Raw genomic sequence first — 19,529 nt, 5'->3', positions numbered from 1 at the left:
GCGCCCGTTCGTTGACTGCGGCACGGGGCCGCCTCAGCGGCCGGCGCCGCCGTCGGCATTGGGTCCCGAGTAGTCCTCGCCGTAGGCGCCCTTGGCGGGGCGGCGGCGGCGCATGGGCGGCTCGACGCCGTCCGCGAGACGGCGGGCGGTGAGCAGGAAGCCGGTGTGGCCGATCATCCGGTGGTCCGGGCGGACGGCCAGGCCCTCGACGTGCCAGTTGCGGATCATCGACTCCCACGCGCTCGGCTCGTTGAAGCTGCCGATCTCGCGGATGGACTCGACGGTCCGGGCGAGCTGGGTGGTGGTGGCGACGTAGCAGCAGAGGATGCCGCCGGGGACCAGCGCCTTGGAAACGGCCTCCAGGCACTCCCAGGGGGCGAGCATGTCGAGGATGACGCGGTCGACCTCGGTGTCGGACAGGTTGTCCTGGAGGTCGCCGACGGTGAGCTGCCAGGCGGGGTGCGGGCCGCCGAAGTAGCGCTCCACGTTCTGCTGGGCGATCTCGGCGAAGTCCTCGCGGCGCTCGTAGCTGTGCAGCATGCCCTGATCGCCGATGGCGCGCAGCAGGAAGCTGCTGAGCGAGCCGGAGCCGACGCCGGCCTCCACGACGCGCGCGCCGGGGAAGATGTCGGCGAAGGCGAGGATCTGCCCCGCGTCCTTCGGGTAGACGACGGCTGCCCCGCGGGGCATGGACAGGACGTAGTCGGGGAGCAGGGGGCGCAGCGCGAGGTAGGCGACGTTACCGGTGGTGCGGACAACGCTGCCCTCGGGAGCGCCGATCAGCTCGTCGTGCGGGAAAGAACCCTTGTGGGTATGGAAGTTCTTTCCGGCCTCGAGCGTGAACGTGTAGTGGCGGCCCTTGGGGTCGGTCAGCTGAACCTGGTCCCCGACCTTGAAGGGCCCGCGCCTGCGGGCGGCACCGGTCGGTTCGGACATGTGAACAGCCTACCGGCGTTTGTGACAGCGGCCGACCACCGGATGGAGCACCGCTTCAGGAGAGCGGTGCTCAACTGGGCCGGGCCATCGCCTTCACGAACGCGCGCTCCACGTCCGCCGCCGACAGGACTCCGTAGATCTCGCCGGTCTCCTCGACCACCAGGTACTCGGTGGCCGGGGTGGCGCGCAGGGCGTCCAGGAGGTCCTCCCCCGCCAGTTCCACCGAGACGCGCATGCCGTCGGTGAGGTCCTGGGCCAGGCCACTGACGGCGACCCAGGGGCGGCGGTGTTCCGGTACGCCGACGATGGCGGCCTCGCGGACGAGGGAGAGGGGCGTGCCCTCGGGGTCGACGATGACCAGGGCGCGGGCGCCGGCGGAGTTGGCGCGGCGCAGGGCCTCGGAGAGCGGGGTGTTCGTCTCGACCGGGACGGCGCGGCGGGTGAGGTTGCGGGCGCGCAGTTCCGGCAGGTGTTCGCGCAGTCGGGCCATCCGGAGGCTGTTGCCTGCGCCGGTCCAGATGATCGCGGCGAGGATCGCGGCGAGCAGGGCGTCGGTGACGGTGTCCATGCCGACGTTGTCCTCGGCGGTGGAGCCGAGCGCGCCGGACTGGGTGAGCAGCGGGAGGCCGATCAGGACGGAGACGGCGAGGGCGCGGCCGACCCAGGCGGCGGCGATGGTGCCGCTCATCGGGCGGCCGGTGATCTTCCAGACGACCGCGCGGAGCATGCGTCCGCCGTCGAGGGGCAGGCCGGGCAGGAGGTTGAAGGCGGCCACGATGAGGTTGGAGACCATCAGGCCGGCCAGCAGGACGCCGGGGACGGTGCCGGGCTCCACGGGCTGCATCGCGAGGTAGAAGATGCCGGACAGGACGAGGGAGAGCAGCGGGCCGACGAAGGCCAGCACGAACTCCCTGCCGGGGGTCTCGGCCTCCTTCTCGATCTCGGAGACGCCGCCGAAGAACTGGAGCTGGATGCGGCGGACGGGGAGCTTGAAGCGCAGTGCGGCGACCGTGTGGGCCAGTTCGTGGATGAGGACCGAGGCGTAGAAGGCGACCGCGAAGAAGAGGGAGACCAGGTAGCGGGCGGCGCCGAGTTCGGGCAGCACGCGGTCGAGCTGGCCGCCGAACACCCAGGTGATCAGGGCGGCGACGAGGAACCAGCTGGGCGCCACGTAGACCGGCACACCGAAGGGCCTTCCCATCAACAGACCGCCACGGGGCTCGGGGCGCTGCGGCGGGGGCTGCTTGGCGGCACCGGAGCGAGCGAGCCTGCGGTTGCCGTCGGCGAGGGGCGTGGGGGTGGTGGGGTGGTCGTCGTCCTGGGGGTAGGCGGGGATGGCCCTCGGGATGTCGGCGGGGGCCTCGGGGTGATCGCCGGAGGCGGGGGCGCCGCCGGGCGCGGGCACACGGTCGTCGGGCGCCGCGGCCGACTCGTCGGGCACGGGCGCGTGGCCGTCGGACGCGGAGGGGCTGCCGTCGGACGCCGGCACAGGCTCGTCCGACGACCCTGCGGGCTCGGCGGAGACAGGGGCACGGTCGTCGGCAGCGCTGCCGTCCGAACTGTCGCCCGACGCGGGGACACCAGCGGCGGACGCCGATTCGCTCGGGGTGTCCGCGTCCGTCTCGGCTTCGTCGTGGGACGGGGCGGGGCGGCGTACGCCCGTGGGGCGGTCGTCGACCGGGCCGGCCGGGACCTCAGGGCTCGCGTGGTGGTCGGCCGACTCGTCGGTGCCGGACCTCGGCTGCCCGCTCCCGCCGCTCTCGTCCACGATGTCCCCTCGTTCGAAGCATCTCCCGTGCCTGCCGGCCGGAAGGGTCTCGGGTCGATGGTATGCGGCCGTCGCGACGCGTTCCGCCCCGGCACCCCCTGAGTTTCCCCACCTGTCGCAGCCGTTGCGGCCTTGGCCGGGTCACTGTCAGTGGCGGGCCGTAAGGTCTGGGGGCATGGAGACGAGCACGGAGGACGCGGCGCAGGCCGCCGGCGGCGGTGCCCCGCAGGGGGATTCACCGGTCGCGGCCGAGTCGGCGGGCACGGTACCGGGCCAGAGCGAGACCGGGAGCGGGAGCGGGGCGACCGTCGAGGTGATCGGCGCCGCCGGCCCGGACGTCGTCGTGGCCCCCGTCGCCATAGCGCCCGCCAGCCTCTCCCCCTCGCGTGCCGGCGACTTCATGCAGTGCCCTCTGCTCTACCGGTTCCGTGTCATCGACCGGCTGCCCGAGAAGCCGAGCGAGGCGGCGACCAGGGGCACCTTGGTGCACGCGGTTCTGGAGCGGCTCTTCGACGCCCCGGCGACGGAGCGGACCGCGCCGCGGGCCAAGTCCCTCGTCCCCGGGCAGTGGGACCGGCTGCGCGAGAGCAGGCCGGAGGTGGTGGAGCTGTTCGAGGACGACCCGGACGGGGAGCGGCTCGCGCGCTGGCTGGGCGAGGCGGAGCGGCTGGTCGAGCGCTGGTTCACGCTGGAGGACCCGACCCGCCTGGAGCCCGCCGAGCGGGAGCTGTTCGTCGAGGCGGAGCTGGACTCGGGGCTGAAGCTGCGCGGGATCATCGACCGGGTCGACGTGGCACCCACGGGCGAGGTGCGGATCGTCGACTACAAGACGGGCAAGGCGCCCCGCCCCGAGTACGCGGAGGGCGCGCTGTTCCAGATGAAGTTCTACGCCCTGGTGGTGTGGCGGCTGAAGCAGGTCGTCCCGCGCCGGCTCCAGCTGGTGTACCTCGGCAGCGGGGACGTCCTTACCTACGACCCCGTCCCGGCCGATCTGGAGCGTGTGGAGCGCAAGCTGCTCGCGCTGTGGGAGGCGATCCGGCTGGCGACGGAGACGGGCGAGTGGCGACCGCGTCCGACGAAGCTGTGCGGCTGGTGCGATCATCAGGCGCACTGTCCGGAATTCGGCGGGACTCCCCCGCCCTATCCGCTGCCGGTGAGGGCGCCCGAGTCCGGTGCCGTCCAACAGGGCAGAATGGGGCCGGACTAGCGAAGGAGACTTACGTGGCCATCCGCGTCCTACTCGTCGACGACCAGCCGCTGCTGCGTACCGGCTTCCGGATGATTCTGGAAGCGGAGCAGGACCTCGCGGTCGTCGGCGAGGCCGGAGACGGCCTCCAGGCCCTCGACCAGGTCCGGGCCCTGCAGCCCGACGTGGTCCTGATGGACATCCGGATGCCCCGGATGGACGGCGTGGAGGCGACCCGGCAGATCACCGGACCGGGGCGGGACGGCCCGGCGAAGGTCCTGGTCCTGACCACCTTCGACCTCGACGAGTACGTGGTGGAGGCCCTCCGGGCAGGCGCCAGCGGCTTCCTGCTCAAGGACGCCCCGGCCAACGAACTGGTGCAGGCGATCCGGGTGGTGGCCGCGGGCGAGGCCATGCTCGCGCCGAGCATCACCCGACGGTTGCTCGACAAGTACGCCACCCACCTGCCCTCCGGCGACGAGCCCGTGCCGGACACCCTGCACACGCTCACCGAGCGCGAGGTGGAGGTGCTGAAGCTGGTGGCGCGCGGCCTGTCCAACGCGGAGATCGCCGCCGACCTGTTCGTCAGCGAGACCACCGTCAAGACACACGTCGGGCATGTGCTGACCAAGCTGGGGCTGCGCGACCGGGTGCAGGCCGCGGTGTACGCGTACGAGAGCGGGCTGGTGCGTCCCGGCGCGCAGTAGGGCGCCGTACCCGTCGTCGTAGGAAACAGAGGGGCCGCTTCCTTTCGGAAGCGGCCCCTCTTGTCGTCGGTCGAGCGGAGGCGTCAGCCGCTCACGCCGCGGCTGAGCTCCCAGAGCTGCAGGGTCGCGGAGGAGTTGAGCACGTACGCCGTGCCCGTGACGTCGTCGCGGGCGGCGACGTACTGCTTGCCCTGCCACAGCGGGAGGATCGGGACGTCGTCGGCGACGATGTCCTGGATCTCCGTCAGGCTGGTGCCGGCGGCGAGCCGGTCGGCCTCGCGGCGGGACTCCGGGATCAGGTTGTCGATGATCTTGGGGTTCGCGTACGGCGAGTTGAGGAAGTTGTCCTTGTCGAGGAACGGCGCGATGAAGCTGTCCGCGTCCGGGAAGTCCGGGAACCAGCCCATACCCCAGACGTCGTAGGAGCCCTTGCGCTCGGCCGGGACGAAGGTGTCCCAGGCCGCGCCCTTGATGGTGACGTCGAACAGGCCGCTGGTGTTGAGCTGGGTCTGGAGCTGCTCGAACTCCTTCTTGGTGGCCGAGCCGTAGTGGTCGGTCGTGTAGTGCAGGGTCAGCTTGACCGGGGTGGTGATGTTGGCGTCGGTCAGCAAGGTCTTGGCCTTGGAGACGCTCGGGTCGCCGTACTTGTTGAGGAACGAGTTGGAGTGGCCGGTGACGCTGGCCGGGACCAGCGAGTACAGCGGCTCGGCCTGGGAGCCGTAGACCTTGGAGACCAGCTCGGCGCGGTTGATGAGCTGGGCCATCGCCTCGCGGACGGCCTTGGTCTTCACCGTCGGGGCGTTGGTGTTGAAGGCGAGGTAGCGGATCTCCAGGCCGGCCATCTCGACCAGGTCGACGTCGCCGTCGGTCTTCTCGGACAGCTTGTCGATCTGCTCCGGCGTCATGGTGCGGGTCATGACCTGGATGTCGCCCTTGTCGAGGGCGGTGCCCATGGTGGCGGCGTCCTTGAAGGACACCATGTCGACCTTGGAGTTGTTGACCTTCAACGACCCCTTGTAGTTGGGGTTCTTGGTGAAGGTGGCCTTGACGACCTCGTCGTTCTTCACCTCGGTCGACAGGGTGTACGGGCCGGAGCCGTCCACCTCGAAGCCCTCGCGCAGCTTGTTCTTCTCGTAGTCGTCGGGGTTGACGATGCCCGCGACCGGGGTCGACAGCTTGTACGGGAAGGTGGCGTCGGCGGTCTTGAGGTGGAAGATGACTTCGTTGTCGCCCTGCGTCTCGACGGTGTCGATGGTGGACAGCAGGGCGAAGACGCCGGAGTCGGCCTTGATGGCGCGGGCGCGGTCGATGGAGTACTTCACATCGGCCGCGGTGACCTTGTCGCCGTTGGCGAACTTCAGTCCGTCGCGCAGGGTGCAGGCGTAGCGCTCGTTGCCGCTGTCGGTGAAGTCGCAGCTCTGGGCAGCCTCGGGGACCGGGTCGCCGTCGCCCTTCGGCTGCATCATCAGCGTCTGCACGGTCTGGCGCAGCACGTTCCAGCTGCCGACGTCGTAGGCGTAGGCGGGGTCGAACGGTGCCGGCGCGTCCTTCGTGGCGATGAACCGGTCCGTAGTGCCCACGGCGATCGCGTCGCCGCCACCGCTCCCGCTGTCGGACCCACCACAGGCGGCGAGCACGGGCGCGAGCAGACCGACCACGGCCGGCAGCACCAAAGTCTTGCGGTTCATGCTCGAGTTTCTCCAGGCTGTCGAGTCCGTGTACCCGGCATGCAGGGGTGTTGCGGGCGGATCACGGGGTAAGGGCGATGTTCTCGCGATGAGATTAGTCCGCACCAGTATGCGGGTTCACTGTCACCGGAGTTGAGCCCCCATCACGCAGCGAAACCGGTTGTGGACAGACCGAAAACCCGACGAGGGAAGGATTCGTGCAGCGTTCCATCAATCGGGACACAAGGGCACGCCGACGACGCCCGAAACGGGGTGAACAGCACACGGCACCCCTACTGTCGACCCTCGGGAAAGTGGGGAACCTCACATTCCAAATGACCTTGGTCAGTACCGGAATTCGGCCATCCGCCGCGATTCAAATTCCCCCGCACTCCGGCTCGGGAAATTACCGCCGTATCGATGTTGCACGCTGGGTGAACGTCCGTCGCATTTCCGTCATCGAGCGGTGATCAGTCCGCGCAGAAATGTCAGGTCGACGTCTTCCAGGGACGACACCACGGTGCGCCCCGCGGCCGGGCCGATGGGGGCCACCGAGGGCACCACGACCACGTGACAGCCCGCCGCCTCGGCCGCGGCGACGCCGGTCGCCGTGTCCTCGACGACGGCGCATCTGGCCGGGTCCACGCCCAGTCCGGCCGCGGCGGCCAGATACGGGTCGGGGTAGGGCTTGGTGCGCGGCACCTCGTCGCCGGCCACCGTCAGCGCGAAGTGGTGGGAGCCGAGCGAGGCGATCACGCGGTCGATGATGCGCCGGTGCGAGGCCGAGACGAGCGCCGTGGGGATCTCGTACTCGGAGAGCTCGGCGAGCAGTCGGGCGGCGCCCGGCATCAGCGGCAGGCTGCGTCCGATGCGGTCCTCGAACCCGTCGTTGAGCAGGACGGACAGCTCGGCGAGGGTGATGTCGGCGCCGGTGGCCTCGATCAGGAAGCCCGCGCTGCGGGTCATCGGACCGCCGACCACTACATGGCGCCAGGAGTCGTCGAGCGGGTGGCCGAGGCGGGCGAAGATCTCCACCTCGACGTCCCACCAGAAGCCCTCGGTGTCCACCAGAGTGCCGTCCATGTCGAGGAGCACGGCCTGCAGGGCAGAGCCTTCGGCCGTACGGGTTCCGAGCGCGGGGACCGTACTGGTCATCCTGGCGCACCTCCTTGAGGGACGACCAGGCCGGCTCCCGCTGGGGGAACCGGCCTGCAATGGACCGACCAGTGTATGACTTATCCGATCAGTGTGCTCGGTGGAGCCGACTCACGTGGCGCACTGTTCACCGTGCGTCGATGTACTTCACCGTGCGTTGAAGTACTTCGCCTCCGGGTGGTGGATCACGATCGCGTCCGTGGACTGCTCGGGGTGGAGCTGGAACTCCTCGGAGAGCTGCACGCCGATGCGCTCCGGCTGGAGCAGGTCGGCGATCTTGGCCCGGTCCTCCAGGTTCGGACAGGCGCCGTAGCCGAGCGAGAAGCGGGCGCCCCGGTACTTGAGGGCGAACATGTCCTCGACTTCGGTGGGGTCCTCGCCGGCGAAGCCCAGCTCCGAACGCACGCGCGCGTGCCAGTACTCGGCAAGCGCCTCGGCCAACTGGACGGACAGGCCGTGCAGTTCGAGGTAGTCGCGGTAGGCGTTGGCCTCGAACATCCGGGCCGTCTCCTCGCCGATGCGGGAGCCGACGGTGACGACCTGGAGTCCGACGACGTCGGGCTCCCCCGCCTCCTCGGGCCGGAAGAAGTCGGCCAGGCAGAGCCGGCGGCCGCGGCGCTGGCGCGGGAAGGTGAAGCGGGTGCGCTCGTTGCCGCGCTCGTCCAGGAGGATCAGGTCGTCGTCCTTGGAGACGCACGGGAAGTAGCCGTAGACGACGGCCGCTTCGAGGAGGTTGTCCGTCTGGAGCCGGTCCAGCAGACCGCGCAGCCGGGGCCGCCCCTCGGTCTCGACGAGTTCCTCGTACGTCGGCCCGTCGCCGGTCCGCGCCTCCTTGAGGCCCCACTGGCCCTTGAACAGCGCGCCCTCGTCCAGCCAGCTCGCGTACTCCTTGAGCTGGATGCCCTTGATGACGCGGGTGCCCCAGAAGGGCGGCTCGGGGATCGGGTTGTCGACGGCGACGTCGGAGCGGACGTGGCCCTCCTGCGGCCGCTCCTCGACCTGCGCGGTCGCGGCCGGGCGCACCCGGCGCTGCTTCAGCTCGGGCAGCTTCACCCCGGGCACACCGCGCTTGACGCCGATCAGCGCGTCCATGAGGCGCAGGCCCTCGAACGCGTCGCGGGCGTACCGGACTTCGCCCTCGTAGATCTCGTGCAGGTCCTGCTCGACGTAGGCCCGGGTGAGAGCGGCGCCGCCGAGGATGACGGGGAAGTCGGCCGCCATGCCCCGCTGGTTGAGCTCCTCCAGGTTCTCCTTCATGATCACCGTGGACTTGACCAGGAGCCCGGACATCCCGATGACGTCGGCCCGGTGCTCCGCGGCCGCCTCCAGGATCGCGGAGACCGGCTGCTTGATGCCGAGGTTGACGACGTTGTAGCCGTTGTTGGACAGGATGATGTCGACGAGGTTCTTGCCGATGTCGTGCACGTCTCCGCGCACGGTGGCGAGCACGATGGTGCCCTTGCCCTCGGTGTCCGACTTCTCCATGTGCGGCTCCAGATAGGCCACCGCGGTCTTCATGACCTCGGCGGACTGGAGCACGAACGGCAGCTGCATCTGGCCGGAACCGAACAGTTCGCCGACGACCTTCATGCCGTCCAGGAGCGTCGCGTTGACGATGTCCAGGGCGGGGCGGGTCTCCAACGCCTCGGCGAGGTCGGCCTCCAGGCCGTTCTTCTCGCCGTCGATGATCCGGCGCTTGAGCCGCTCGTCCAGCGGGAGGGCGGCCAACTCCTCGGCGCGGCCCGCCTTCAGGGACTTGGTGGTGGCGCCCTCGAAGAGGGCCATCAGCTTCTGGAGCGGGTCGTAGCCCTCGGCCCGGCGGTCGTGGATGAGGTCGAGGGCGGTCTGCACCTCCTCCTCGGTGAACCGGGCGATCGGCAGGATCTTCGACGCGTGCACGATCGCGGAGTCCAGGCCCGCCTTGACGCACTCGTCGAGGAAGACCGAGTTGAGCAGGATGCGGGCGGCCGGGTTGAGGCCGAAGGAGATGTTCGACAGGCCCAGCGTGGTCTGCACGTCCGGGTGGCGGCGCTTGAGTTCGCGAATCGCCCCGATGGTGGCGATGCCGTCCTTGCGGGACTCCTCCTGACCGGTGCAGATGGTGAAGGTCAGGGTGTCGATGAGGATGTCCGACTCGTGGATGCCCCAGTTGGTCGTCAGGTCCTCGATGAGGCGCTCGGCGATGGCGACCTTGTGCTCGACGGTCCGCGCCTGGCCCTCCTCGTCGATGGTCAGCGCGATGAGCGCGGCGCCGTGCTCCTGGGCGAGCTTGGTGACCTTCGCGAAGCGGGACTCCGGGCCGTCGCCGTCCTCGTAGTTGACGGAGTTGATGACCGCGCGGCCGCCCAGCTTCTCCAGGCCGGCCCGGATGACCGGGACCTCGGTGGAGTCCAGGACGATCGGCAGCGTGGAGGCGGTGGCGAAGCGGCCGGCCAGCTCCTCCATGTCGGCGACGCCGTCCCGGCCGACGTAGTCCACGCAGAGGTCCAGCATGTGGGCGCCCTCGCGGATCTGGTCGCGGGCCATCTCCACACAGTCGTCCCAGCGGCCCTCCAGCATGGCCTCGCGGAACTTCTTCGAGCCGTTGGCGTTGGTGCGCTCGCCGATCGCCATGTAGGCGGTGTCCTGGCGGAACGGGACCGTCTGGTAGAGGGAGGCGGCGCCGGGCTCGGGGCGGGGGTGGCGCTCGGCCGGCGCGAGACCCCGGACGCGCTCGACGACCTGGCGCAGGTGCTCCGGGGTCGTACCGCAGCAGCCGCCGATCAGGGAGAGGCCGTACTCGCGTACGAAGGTCTCCTGGGCGTCGGCGAGTTCCGGGGGCGTCAGCGGGTAGTGGGCGCCGTCCTTGCCGAGGACCGGGAGGCCCGCGTTCGGCATGCAGGACAGCGGGATGCGGGAGTGGCGGGCGAGATAGCGCAGGTGCTCGCTCATCTCGGCCGGGCCCGTCGCGCAGTTCAGGCCGATCATGTCGATGCCGAGCGGCTCCAGCGCGGTGAGCGCGGCGCCGATCTCGGAGCCCAGCAGCATGGTGCCGGTGGTCTCGACGGTCACCGAGACGACGAGCGGGACACTGATGCCGAGCGCGTCCAGGGCCCGACGGGCGCCCAGGACCGAGGCCTTGGTCTGCAGCAGGTCCTGGGTGGTCTCGACGAGCAGCGCGTCGGCGCCGCCGGCGATCATGCCCTCGGCGTTCCGCTGGTAGGCGTCGCGCAGCAGGGTGTAGGGGGCGTGGCCCAGTGTGGGCAGCTTGGTGCCGGGGCCCATGGAGCCGAGGACCCAGCGCTGCTGTCCGGTGTCGGCGGTGAACTCGTCGGCGACCTCGCGGGCGATGCGGGCACCGGCCTCGGACAGCTCGTACACGCGCTCGGGGATGTCGTACTCGCCGAGCGCGGAGTGGTTGGCGCCGAAGGTGTTCGTCTCGACGCAGTCCACGCCCGCGGCGAAGTACTCCTGGTGGACCGAGCGGACGATGTCGGGCCGGGTGATGTTCAGAATCTCGTTGCAGCCCTCGAGGTTCTCGAAGTCCTCGAGTGTGGGGTCCTGGGCCTGCAGCATGGTGCCCATCGCTCCGTCGGCGACCACCACTCGGGTGGCCAGCGCCTCACGGAGCGCGGACACACGGGTCCGGCTGTCGGCGGAAGGGGTCAGTGGCGACGAGGCCATGAAGGGGCTCCCTCTAGTGCGACGGCTGTCGGCTTTGCGCGGTCCGTGGAACTCTCCGCGGTGGGCGCACCTCGCCAGGGTAACCGGGTCCGCGGGCCGGTGGTCGGCAAGTCCAGGGGACGGACGAGGATGACGGGCGGCGCGCTCGCGGGATACGAGTGACGCGCGAGTGACATACGAGTGACACGACCGGAACCGACCGACCGTTGGCGGGAGGTCGGCATGGACCGGTAGTGTTCGGCATTGCCGAACGGCGGCAGTGAGGAAGCACGCCCGACGGTCGAGGGGACGGAGGCAGGACGGCGATGGCACGGAACATCCAGTCGCTCGAACGGGCGGCCGCCATGCTGCGCCTGCTCGCGGGCGGCGAGCGACGGCTCGGCCTCTCGGACATCGCCTCGTCGCTGGGCCTCGCCAAGGGGACCGCGCACGGGATTCTGCGCACCCTCCAGCAGGAGGGCTTCGTCGAGCAGGACGACGCCTCGGGGCGGTACCAGCTCGGCGCCGAACTGCTGCGCCTGGGGACGACCTATCTCGACGTGCACGAACTGCGGGCGCGGGCGCTGGTGTGGACGGACGACCTGGCCCGCTCCAGCGGCGAGAGCGTCTACCTCGGCGTCCTGCACCAGCACGGCGTGCTGATCGTGCACCACGTCTTCCGGCCCGACGACAGCCGGCAGGTGCTGGAGATCGGCGCCATGCAGCCGCTGCACTCCACGGCCCTGGGCAAGGTGCTGTCGGCGTACGACCCGGTGGCGCACAGCGAGGCCCTGGAGGCCGACCGCAAACCCTTCACGGACCGCACGGTGTCGGAGGCGGCGGACTTCGAGCACGTCCTCGACCTCACCCGCGCGCGCGGGTACGCGGCCGACGTCGAGGAGACCTGGGAGGGCGTGGCCTCGGTCGCCGCCCCCATCCACGACCGGCGGCGCATGCCGGTGGGCGCCGTCGGTATCGCCGGCGCGGTGGAGCGGGTGTGCAGGGACGGCGAGTTGCGGCCCGAGCTGATCGCCGCGGTGCGGGACTGTGCCCGCTCGGTGTCACGGGACCTCGGCGGCGGCCGGTTCTGAGAAGTCGGTGTGAGCTGCCGGAACGCCATTTCGGTGTTCCGGTCCTAGCCATACCCTGAAGTGGACATATGGGGCGACACTTGACGGACGCCCCAGGCCAAGATCGACGACTCACAGCAATCAGTAACGATCGTGGTTTGGACAACACAACCCTTGACGCACGCGTAACGCCGGGGCGAGACTCCCGTCCATCGGTCGACATTGTCGAACACCTACCGGCAATACGCGTTAGAGTGTGACAACGCCAAGGGCCGGTAACGCTCTCATCCCGAGGGCAGCTCGAACTCCCGGAGGGACCCGGGGTTCGGTCCCCTGGACGAAGGACAAAGGAGTCGCGGGTGTCCAGCTCCGACATCTTCATCGGCGAGACCATAGGTACCGCCGTACTCATCCTGCTGGGCGGTGGCGTCTGCGCCGCCGTCACGCTGAAGGCCTCCAAGGCACGTAACGCCGGCTGGCTCGCCATCGCCTTCGGGTGGGGTTTCGCCGTCATGACGGCCGTATACATCTCGGCACCGCTCTCCGGTGCCCACCTCAACCCGGCCGTGACGCTCGCACTCGCCATCAAGGACGGCGGCTGGGACAACGTGCCGATCTACTGGGGCGGACAGATGCTCGGCGCCCTGATCGGCGCGACCCTGGTCTGGGTGGCCTACTACGGCCAGTTCCAGGCGCACCTCACCGACAGGGAGATCGTCGGCGGTCCGGGTGCGCAGGCCACCTCCGCCAAGGCCGTCGAGGCCCAGGAGAAGGGCGCGGGACCGGTCCTGGGCATCTTCTCCACCGGCCCCGAGGTCCGCCACGTGGTGCAGAACCTCGCCACGGAGATCATCGGTACGGTCGTCCTGATCCTCGCCATCCTCACGCAGGGCCTGAACGCCAACGGCGACGGCCTGGGCAACCTGGGCGCCCTCATCACCGCGTTCGTGGTGGTCTCCATCGGTCTGTCGCTCGGTGGCCCGACCGGCTACGCGATCAACCCGGCCCGTGACCTGGGTCCGCGCATCGTGCACGCTCTCCTGCCGCTGCCCAACAAGGGCGGCTCCGACTGGAGCTACGCCTGGATCCCGGTGGTCGGTCCGCTGATCGGCGGCGCGATCGCTGCAGGCATCTACAACGTCGCCTTTGCTTAAGAGCATCGAGTTCCACACGCTCACCAGCACCGCGCCGTACAGACAGCCCTCCGCCCACGGAACCCCCAGGAGCACACAGTGACCGACGCGCACACCGCCGGACCGTTCATCGCCGCCATCGACCAGGGCACCACCTCCAGCCGCTGCATCGTCTTCGACCGGGACGGCCGTATCGTCTCCGTCGACCAGAAGGAGCACGAGCAGATCTTCCCGAAGCCGGGCTGGGTCGAGCACAACGCCACCGAGATCTGGACCAACGTCGAGGAGGTCGTCGCCGGAGCCATCCAGAAGGCCGGCATCACCCGCGACGACATCAAGGCCATCGGCATCACCAACCAGCGTGAGACCACGCTGCTGTGGGACAGGAACACCGGTGAGCCCGTCCACAACGCCATCGTCTGGCAGGACACCCGCACCGACGCGCTCTGCAAGGAGCTGGGCCGCAACGTCGGCCAGGACCGCTTCCGCCGCGAGACGGGCCTCCCGCTCGCGTCGTACTTCGCCGGCCCCAAGGCCCGCTGGCTGCTCGACAACGTCGAGGGCCTGCGCGAGCGCGCCGAGGCGGGCGACATCCTCTTCGGCACCATGGACAGCTGGGTCATCTGGAACCTGACGGGCGGGGTGAACGGCGGCCGGCACGTCACCGACGTCACCAACGCCTCCCGCACCATGCTGATGAACCTGCACTCCATGGAGTGGGACGAGAAGATCGCCGAGTCCATCGGCGTCCCGATGAACATGCTTCCGGAGATCCGCTCCTCCGCCGAGGTCTACGGCGAGGTCACCGGCGGCAAGCTGGGCGACCTGCTCGGCGGCATCCCGGTCGCCTCCGCGCTCGGCGACCAGCAGGCGGCCCTGTTCGGCCAGACCTGTTTCGCCGAGGGCGAGGCCAAGTCGACGTACGGCACCGGCACCTTCCTGCTGATGAACACCGGTGAGAAGCCGGTCAACTCGTACAACGGCCTGCTCACCACGGTCGGTTACCGCATCGGCGACCAGAAGGCGGTCTACGCCCTGGAGGGCTCCATCGCCGTCACCGGTTCGCTGGTGCAGTGGATGCGCGACCAGATGGGCCTGATCTCCACCGCCGCCGAGATCGAGACCCTCGCGCTCTCGGTCGAGGACAACGGCGGCGCGTACTTCGTGCCGGCCTTCTCCGGCCTGTTCGCCCCGTACTGGCGCTCCGACGCCCGCGGTGTGATCGCCGGTCTGACCCGGTACGTCACCAAGGCGCACCTCGCGCGCGCCGTCCTGGAGGCCACCGCCTGGCAGACCCGTGAGATCACCGACGCCATGACCAAGGACTCCGGCGTCGAGCTCGCGGCGATCAAGGTCGACGGCGGCATGACCTCCAACAACCTGCTGATGCAGACCCTCTCGAACTTCGTGGACGCCCCCGTGGTGCGCCCGATGGTCGCCGAGACCACCTGCCTCGGTGCCGCCTACGCCGCCGGTCTCGCCGTCGGCTTCTGGACCAGCACCGACGACCTGCGCGCCAACTGGCGCCGGGCCGCCGAGTGGACCCCCAACATGGACGCGGCCGCCCGCGACCGTGAGTACAAGAGCTGGCTCAAGGCCGTCGAGCGGACCATGGGCTGGCTCGACGACGAGAGCTGAACCGGCTCTGAAACGAGCTCCGATCAGAGCTCTGACGAGGAGTAAGAACCCGAAATGACCAGTCAGTCCACCCTGCAGTCCGTGCCTGCCCTGGGCACGCGCCCGGCCTCCGGCTCGAACCCGAGCCGCGCCGAGACCCGGGAGCAGCTCGCCAAGGCGTCGTACGACCTTCTCGTCATCGGCGGCGGCATCCTGGGCATCTCCACCGCCTGGCACGCCGCGCAGTCCGGCCTGCGGGTGGCACTGGTCGACGCCGGCGACTTCGCCGGCGCCACCTCGTCCGCCTCCTCCAAGCTGCTCCACGGCGGTCTGCGCTATCTGCAGACCGGCGCGGTGAAGCTGGTGGCGGAGAACCACTTCGAGCGCCGTGCGGTCTCCCGCCAGGTGGCCCCCCACCTGGCGAACCCGCTCACCTTCTACCTCCCCGTGTACAAGGGCGGGCCGCACGGCGCCGCGAAGCTCGGGGCGGGCGTCTTCGCCTACTCCGCGCTCTCCGCGTTCGGTGACGGCGTGGGCCACCTCCTGTCCCCCGCCAAGGCGGCGCAGGACGTGCCCGAGCTGCGTACCGACAACCTCAAGGCCGTGGCCGTGTACGGCGACGACCAGATGAACGACGCGCGCATGGCGCTGATGACGGTCCGCGCGGCCGTCGAGGCGGGCGCCGTCGTCCTCAACCACGCCGAGGTCACCGGCCTGCGCTTCACCCGGGGCCGGGTCACCGGCGCCGAGCTGCGCGACCGCACCTCCGGCGACGAGTTCGGCGTGAACGCCCGCCTGGTGCTCAACGCCACCGGCCCGTGGGTCGACCACCTGCGCAGGCTGGAGGACCCGAACGCGGCCCCCTCCATCCGTCTCTCCAAGGGCGCGCACCTGGTCCTGAAGCGGACGGCGCCCTGGAAGGCCGCGCTGGCGACCCCGATCGACAAGTACCGCATCACCTTCGCGCTGCCCTGGGAGGACATGCTCCTGCTCGGCACCACCGACGAGGAGTTCGAGGGCGACCCCGCGGACGTCTCGGTCAACGAGAAGGACATATCCCAGATCCTGGACGAGGCCGCGTTCTCGGTCCGGGACCAGCAGCTCTCCCGCGACCTGATCACGTACTCGTTCGCGGGTCTGCGCGTGCTCCCGGGCGGCCCGGGCAGCACGGCGAAGGCCAAGCGGGAGACCGTCGTCACGGAGGGCCGGGGCGGGATGCTGTCCGTCGCGGGCGGCAAGTGGACGACCTTCCGGCACATCGGCCGTACGGTCATGAAGAAGCTGGAGGCGCTGCCGGGCCACCCGCTGGGCGACGACTTCGAGCCGATCGCCTCGCTGCCCAAGAAGCTGCCGCTGCCCGGCGTCGCCAACCCGCGCGCGGTCGCCCACCGCCTGCTGGTCGACAACCCGGCACCCGGCCCGCGCATGGCCGCCGACACGGCCAGGCATCTCGCCACGCACTACGGCTCGCTGGCCTTCGACATCGCCCGGCTGGCGAACGAGAGCCCCGAACTGGCCGAGCGCGTCCACCCGGACGCCCCCGAGATCTGGGCGCAGGTCGTCTACGCCCGGGACAACGAGTGGGCCGAGACCCAGGACGACGTGCTGCGCCGCCGCACGACCCTGACGATCCGCGGCCTGGCCACGGACGAGGTCCGCGCCAAGGTGCAGGACCTGCTCGACAAGAAGTGAAGTAGCGAGAAGCGGGTCATACGACGAAGGGGCGGCTCCACGCCGATGGAGCCGCCCCTTTCGCGTACCGGGCCGTCGGTGCGGGGTGCCTGCGCGCGCGTGCCGGTGCCTTGTCCAAGTACGGTCTTCGTCTCGACGGTCCGCCGCCGTCGCCGCACCCCCTTCTCCCGGAGTCGCCGCATGCCGCAGGACCTGTCGCCCATCGCCCGCATCCCGCGCACCGGCCTGCCGCCGTACGCGCTCGTGGTCGGCGACCCGGCGCGGGCCGCGGTCGTCGCCGGGCTGCTGGACGGGGCCGAGGAGGTGTCGTACCACCGCGAGTACCGCGTGTTCAGCGGGAGTTGGAAGGGGCTGCCGGTGACCGTGGCCTCGCACGGGGTGGGGGCGCCGGGGGCGATCCTGCTGTTCCAGGAGCTGGCCGACGCGGGGGTGCGGACCTTTCTGCGGTTCGGTACGGCGGGTGCGATGAAGCCCGGGATCGGCGACGGCGACCTGGTGATCGCCGAGGCGGCCGTGCGGGACGACGGGGTTACGCAGCAGCTGCTGCCGCCCGAGTATCCGGCGTACGCCTCCCCCGAGGCCGTGTTGGCCCTCCAGCGGGCCGCGCGCGAGGCGGGCGCCCCGCACCACCGGGGGATCGTGTGGACGCGGGCGGCCTTCCAGCCGGGGCTGCTTCCGCTGTTCTCCTACCAGGGCGCCGGGCTGGCGGCGATCGAGATGGAGCTGTCCGCGCTGCTGGTGACGGCGTCGCTGCGTGGTCTTGTGGCCGGCGGGGTCGTCGTCATCGACGGAGCCAACGCCGACGAGTTGGTCGACGAGGACGCCACCGGTGGGTACGACCCGCACCGGGGCGTCGTCGCGGCGGGCGTCGAGCGCGGTGCGGTGGTGTCCCTGGAGGCGCTGCGGCTGCTGGCGGAGTCGAACGAGGCCTGAACGTCGACCCGATCGTGGGCGACCTGCGCATTCGGCGCCCCGTTCAGCCCACTGAACCGCCATAATGGCGTGAGACATCGGATGTCTTCACGGGCATGCGGGAACGACTTGGAGGCCGGGCATGGCAGTCACCGACGAGGCGATCGAAAAGATCAAGGGCATGATCGTCTCCGGCGCGCTGCGCCCCGGGGACCGGCTGCCCAAGGAGAGCGAACTCGCCGCCGAACTGGGCCTGTCCCGCAACTCACTTCGGGAGGCCGTGCGCGCCCTGTCGCTGATCCGGATCCTGGACGTGCGTCAGGGCGACGGCACGTACGTGACCAGCCTGGATCCGCAACTCCTGCTGGAGGCGCTGAGCTTCGTCGTCGACTTCCACCGCGACGACACCGTCCTGGAGTTCCTGGCCGTGCGCCGGATCCTGGAGCCGGCCGCCACCGCGATGGCCGCCTCCCGGATCAGCGAGCAGCAACTGGACGCGCTCTCCGCCCAGTTGGACAAGCTGGGCGAGGCGCCGTCGGTGGAGGAGCTGGTCGCCTGCGACCTCGACTTCCACCGGGGCATCGTGCAGAGCTCCGGCAACTCCGTGCTCTGCTCCCTGCTCGACGGACTGTCGGGGCCCACCACCCGGGCCCGCATCTGGCGCGGCCTCACCCAGGAGGACGCGGTCAGCCGCACCCTGCGCGAGCACCGGGCGATCCTGGCCGCCCTGCACGACCGGGACGCGGAGGCGGCGCGGTCCTGGGCGACGGTGCACATCGCGAGCGTGGAGCAGTGGCTGCGCGCCTCGCTCTGAGCGCCCGCCGGGCGACGGCGCCGGGGCGGCCCCGGGTGGCGATCTTGGGTGTTCGAGCGGCTCGGACGGGGCAGTGATCCGTTCACTCCCCCGTGCAAGGGGGCTGCGGGCGCCCCCGCCGCACGCCGTAAGGTTGGGTGGTCAAGCGAGGGCACGTCGGAAGGAGGCCTGGGTGATCGAGCTCGAGGGGGTACCCGAGCTGATCGACCCGGTCATGGTGGCCGCGTTCGAGGGCTGGAACGATGCCGGCGACGCCGCCTCCACCGCGGTCGCGCATCTGGACAGGGAGTGGAAGGGCGAGGTGTTCGCGGCGCTGGACGCCGAGGACTACTACGACTTCCAGGTGAACCGCCCCACGGTGTGGATGGACGCCGGCGTCCGCAAGATCACATGGCCGACGACCCGCCTCTCGGTGGTCCGGATCGGCGGCGAGAAGCCGCGCGATCTGGTGCTCGTGCGCGGGATCGAACCGTCGATGCGGTGGCGTTCGTTCTGCAACGAGCTGCTCGGCTTCGCTCACGAGCTGGGCGTGGAGCTGGTGGTCATCCTCGGCGCGCTGCTCGGTGACACCCCGCACACACGTCCGGTCCCGATCAGCGGCACCACGTCCGACGCGGACCTGGCGCAGCGGATGGACCTGGAGGAGACCAAGTACGAGGGACCCACGGGCATCGTCGGTGTCCTCCAGGAGGCCTGCACGCACGCGGGCGTACCGGCGGTGAGCCTGTGGGCCGCCGTACCGCACTACGTGTCGCAGCCGCCGAACCCGAAGGCGACGCTGGCGCTGCTCAACCGCCTGGAGGACCTCATCGACGTGCGCATCCCGCTGGGCGAGCTGCCCGAGGACGCGCGCGCCTGGCAGGTCGGTGTGGACCAGCTGGCCGCCGAGGACAGCGAGGTCGCCGAGTACGTCCAGACGCTGGAGGAGGCCCGGGACACCGCGGAGCTGCCGGAGGCGTCGGGCGAGGCGATCGCCCGTGAGTTCGAGCGGTATCTGCGGCGCCGGGACGGCTCGGGTCCGGGCGGTGTCGGCGGTCACGCCACGGAGGGTGGGGACGGCCCGGGGCCGGGCACGTACCGGCGGGACAACCCTGGCGGGCGCACCCGGCCACCGAAACCACCCAAACCGGATACCGAGGACGACGATTCCTCGGAGGAATGAACGAGAGGGCGGTGCGCGATGCGCACCGCCCTTCTTCATGTGTCCGCGGCGACGGCGCGTCCCCACGG

The 19,529-nt window shown here is 70.4% G+C and carries 14 protein-coding genes; 9 read left to right on the top strand and 5 right to left on the bottom strand.

Going from position 1 to position 19,529, the window contains the following annotated elements:
• Positions 1-33 precede the first annotated feature (33 nt).
• Both M2283_RS21150 and M2283_RS21145 read right to left on the bottom strand, forming a co-directional pair.
• The gene (locus M2283_RS21150; RefSeq protein ID WP_280877878.1) at positions 34-936 is read right to left on the bottom strand and encodes a tRNA (adenine-N1)-methyltransferase; all 903 of its coding nucleotides are present in this window, start codon (positions 934-936) and stop codon (positions 34-36) included.
• A 70-nt stretch (positions 937-1,006) separates the two neighbouring features.
• The gene (locus tag M2283_RS21145; protein ID WP_280877877.1) at positions 1,007-2,704 is read right to left on the bottom strand and encodes a site-2 protease family protein; all 1,698 of its coding nucleotides are present in this window, start codon (positions 2,702-2,704) and stop codon (positions 1,007-1,009) included.
• A 175-nt stretch (positions 2,705-2,879) separates the two neighbouring features.
• Between M2283_RS21145 and M2283_RS21140 the strand changes: the two genes are divergently transcribed.
• Together M2283_RS21140 and M2283_RS21135 are read left to right on the top strand one after the other, a co-directional pair.
• Positions 2,880-3,911, top strand: coding sequence for a RecB family exonuclease (locus M2283_RS21140; RefSeq protein ID WP_280877876.1), 1,032 nt, complete (start codon positions 2,880-2,882; stop codon positions 3,909-3,911).
• A gap of 14 nt (positions 3,912-3,925) precedes the next feature.
• Entirely contained in the window at positions 3,926-4,597 is a 672-nt protein-coding gene (locus tag M2283_RS21135) for a response regulator (protein WP_058926326.1), read from the top strand.
• Positions 4,598-4,680: 83 nt separating this feature from the next.
• Here M2283_RS21135 and M2283_RS21130 read toward each other — a convergent pair whose 3' ends face one another.
• The 3 genes from M2283_RS21130 to metH all read right to left on the bottom strand — a co-directional run bounded on the left by M2283_RS21130 (position 4,681) and on the right by metH (position 11,082).
• Positions 4,681-6,285, bottom strand: coding sequence for an ABC transporter substrate-binding protein (locus tag M2283_RS21130; RefSeq protein ID WP_280877875.1), 1,605 nt, complete (start codon positions 6,283-6,285; stop codon positions 4,681-4,683).
• Positions 6,286-6,720: 435 nt separating this feature from the next.
• Positions 6,721-7,419 (bottom strand): HAD family hydrolase, encoded by a 699-nt coding sequence (locus M2283_RS21125; RefSeq protein ID WP_280877874.1) that lies wholly within the window; start codon positions 7,417-7,419, stop codon positions 6,721-6,723.
• Between the two features lie 147 nt (positions 7,420-7,566).
• Positions 7,567-11,082, bottom strand: coding sequence for a methionine synthase (metH, locus tag M2283_RS21120; RefSeq protein WP_280877873.1), 3,516 nt, complete (start codon positions 11,080-11,082; stop codon positions 7,567-7,569).
• Positions 11,083-11,387: 305 nt separating this feature from the next.
• Between metH and M2283_RS21115 the strand changes: the two genes are divergently transcribed.
• The 7 genes from M2283_RS21115 (at position 11,388) to M2283_RS21085 (ending at position 19,461) form a co-directional block, all read left to right on the top strand.
• Positions 11,388-12,152: an IclR family transcriptional regulator gene (locus M2283_RS21115; RefSeq protein WP_280877872.1), complete on the top strand. Its 765-nt coding sequence runs from the start codon at positions 11,388-11,390 to the stop codon at positions 12,150-12,152.
• A gap of 338 nt (positions 12,153-12,490) precedes the next feature.
• Complete coding sequence (locus tag M2283_RS21110) at positions 12,491-13,285, top strand: MIP/aquaporin family protein (protein ID WP_280877871.1); 795 nt, start codon at positions 12,491-12,493, stop codon at positions 13,283-13,285.
• A 78-nt stretch (positions 13,286-13,363) separates the two neighbouring features.
• A complete protein-coding gene (gene glpK, locus M2283_RS21105) occupies positions 13,364-14,902 on the top strand; it encodes a glycerol kinase GlpK (protein WP_280877870.1) in 1,539 nt (512 codons plus the stop codon).
• Positions 14,903-14,956: 54 nt separating this feature from the next.
• Positions 14,957-16,573: a glycerol-3-phosphate dehydrogenase/oxidase gene (locus tag M2283_RS21100; protein ID WP_280877869.1), complete on the top strand. Its 1,617-nt coding sequence runs from the start codon at positions 14,957-14,959 to the stop codon at positions 16,571-16,573.
• A gap of 180 nt (positions 16,574-16,753) precedes the next feature.
• Positions 16,754-17,506: a nucleoside phosphorylase gene (locus M2283_RS21095; RefSeq protein ID WP_280877868.1), complete on the top strand. Its 753-nt coding sequence runs from the start codon at positions 16,754-16,756 to the stop codon at positions 17,504-17,506.
• Between the two features lie 121 nt (positions 17,507-17,627).
• Positions 17,628-18,299 carry a FadR/GntR family transcriptional regulator gene (locus tag M2283_RS21090; protein ID WP_280877867.1) on the top strand — a complete coding sequence of 224 codons (672 nt, stop codon included), beginning with the start codon at positions 17,628-17,630 and terminating at the stop codon, positions 18,297-18,299.
• A gap of 172 nt (positions 18,300-18,471) precedes the next feature.
• Positions 18,472-19,461, top strand: coding sequence for a PAC2 family protein (locus M2283_RS21085; protein WP_280877866.1), 990 nt, complete (start codon positions 18,472-18,474; stop codon positions 19,459-19,461).
• Positions 19,462-19,529: the final 68 nt, after the last annotated feature.

This window comes from Streptomyces pseudovenezuelae, assembly GCF_029892565.1.
GTDB classification, from domain to species: domain Bacteria; phylum Actinomycetota; class Actinomycetes; order Streptomycetales; family Streptomycetaceae; genus Streptomyces; species Streptomyces pseudovenezuelae_A.
Note: the sequence above shows the minus strand (reverse complement) of the source record. Positions and strands in the feature narration are given on the sequence as shown.

Excerpts from the sequence above, each read along its gene's own strand:
- M2283_RS21140 (WP_280877876.1), top strand. The coding sequence starts at position 2,880 with ATGGAGACGAGCACGGAGGACGCGGCGCAGGCCGCCGGCGGCGGTGCC.
- metH (WP_280877873.1), bottom strand. The coding sequence starts at position 11,082 with ATGGCCTCGTCGCCACTGACCCCTTCCGCCGACAGCCGGACCCGTGTG.
- M2283_RS21150 (WP_280877878.1), bottom strand. The coding sequence starts at position 936 with ATGTCCGAACCGACCGGTGCCGCCCGCAGGCGCGGGCCCTTCAAGGTC.
- M2283_RS21100 (WP_280877869.1), top strand. The coding sequence starts at position 14,957 with ATGACCAGTCAGTCCACCCTGCAGTCCGTGCCTGCCCTGGGCACGCGC.
- M2283_RS21115 (WP_280877872.1), top strand. The coding sequence starts at position 11,388 with ATGGCACGGAACATCCAGTCGCTCGAACGGGCGGCCGCCATGCTGCGC.
- M2283_RS21095 (WP_280877868.1), top strand. The coding sequence starts at position 16,754 with ATGCCGCAGGACCTGTCGCCCATCGCCCGCATCCCGCGCACCGGCCTG.
- M2283_RS21090 (WP_280877867.1), top strand. The coding sequence starts at position 17,628 with ATGGCAGTCACCGACGAGGCGATCGAAAAGATCAAGGGCATGATCGTC.
- M2283_RS21130 (WP_280877875.1), bottom strand. The coding sequence starts at position 6,285 with ATGAACCGCAAGACTTTGGTGCTGCCGGCCGTGGTCGGTCTGCTCGCG.
- M2283_RS21125 (WP_280877874.1), bottom strand. The coding sequence starts at position 7,419 with ATGACCAGTACGGTCCCCGCGCTCGGAACCCGTACGGCCGAAGGCTCT.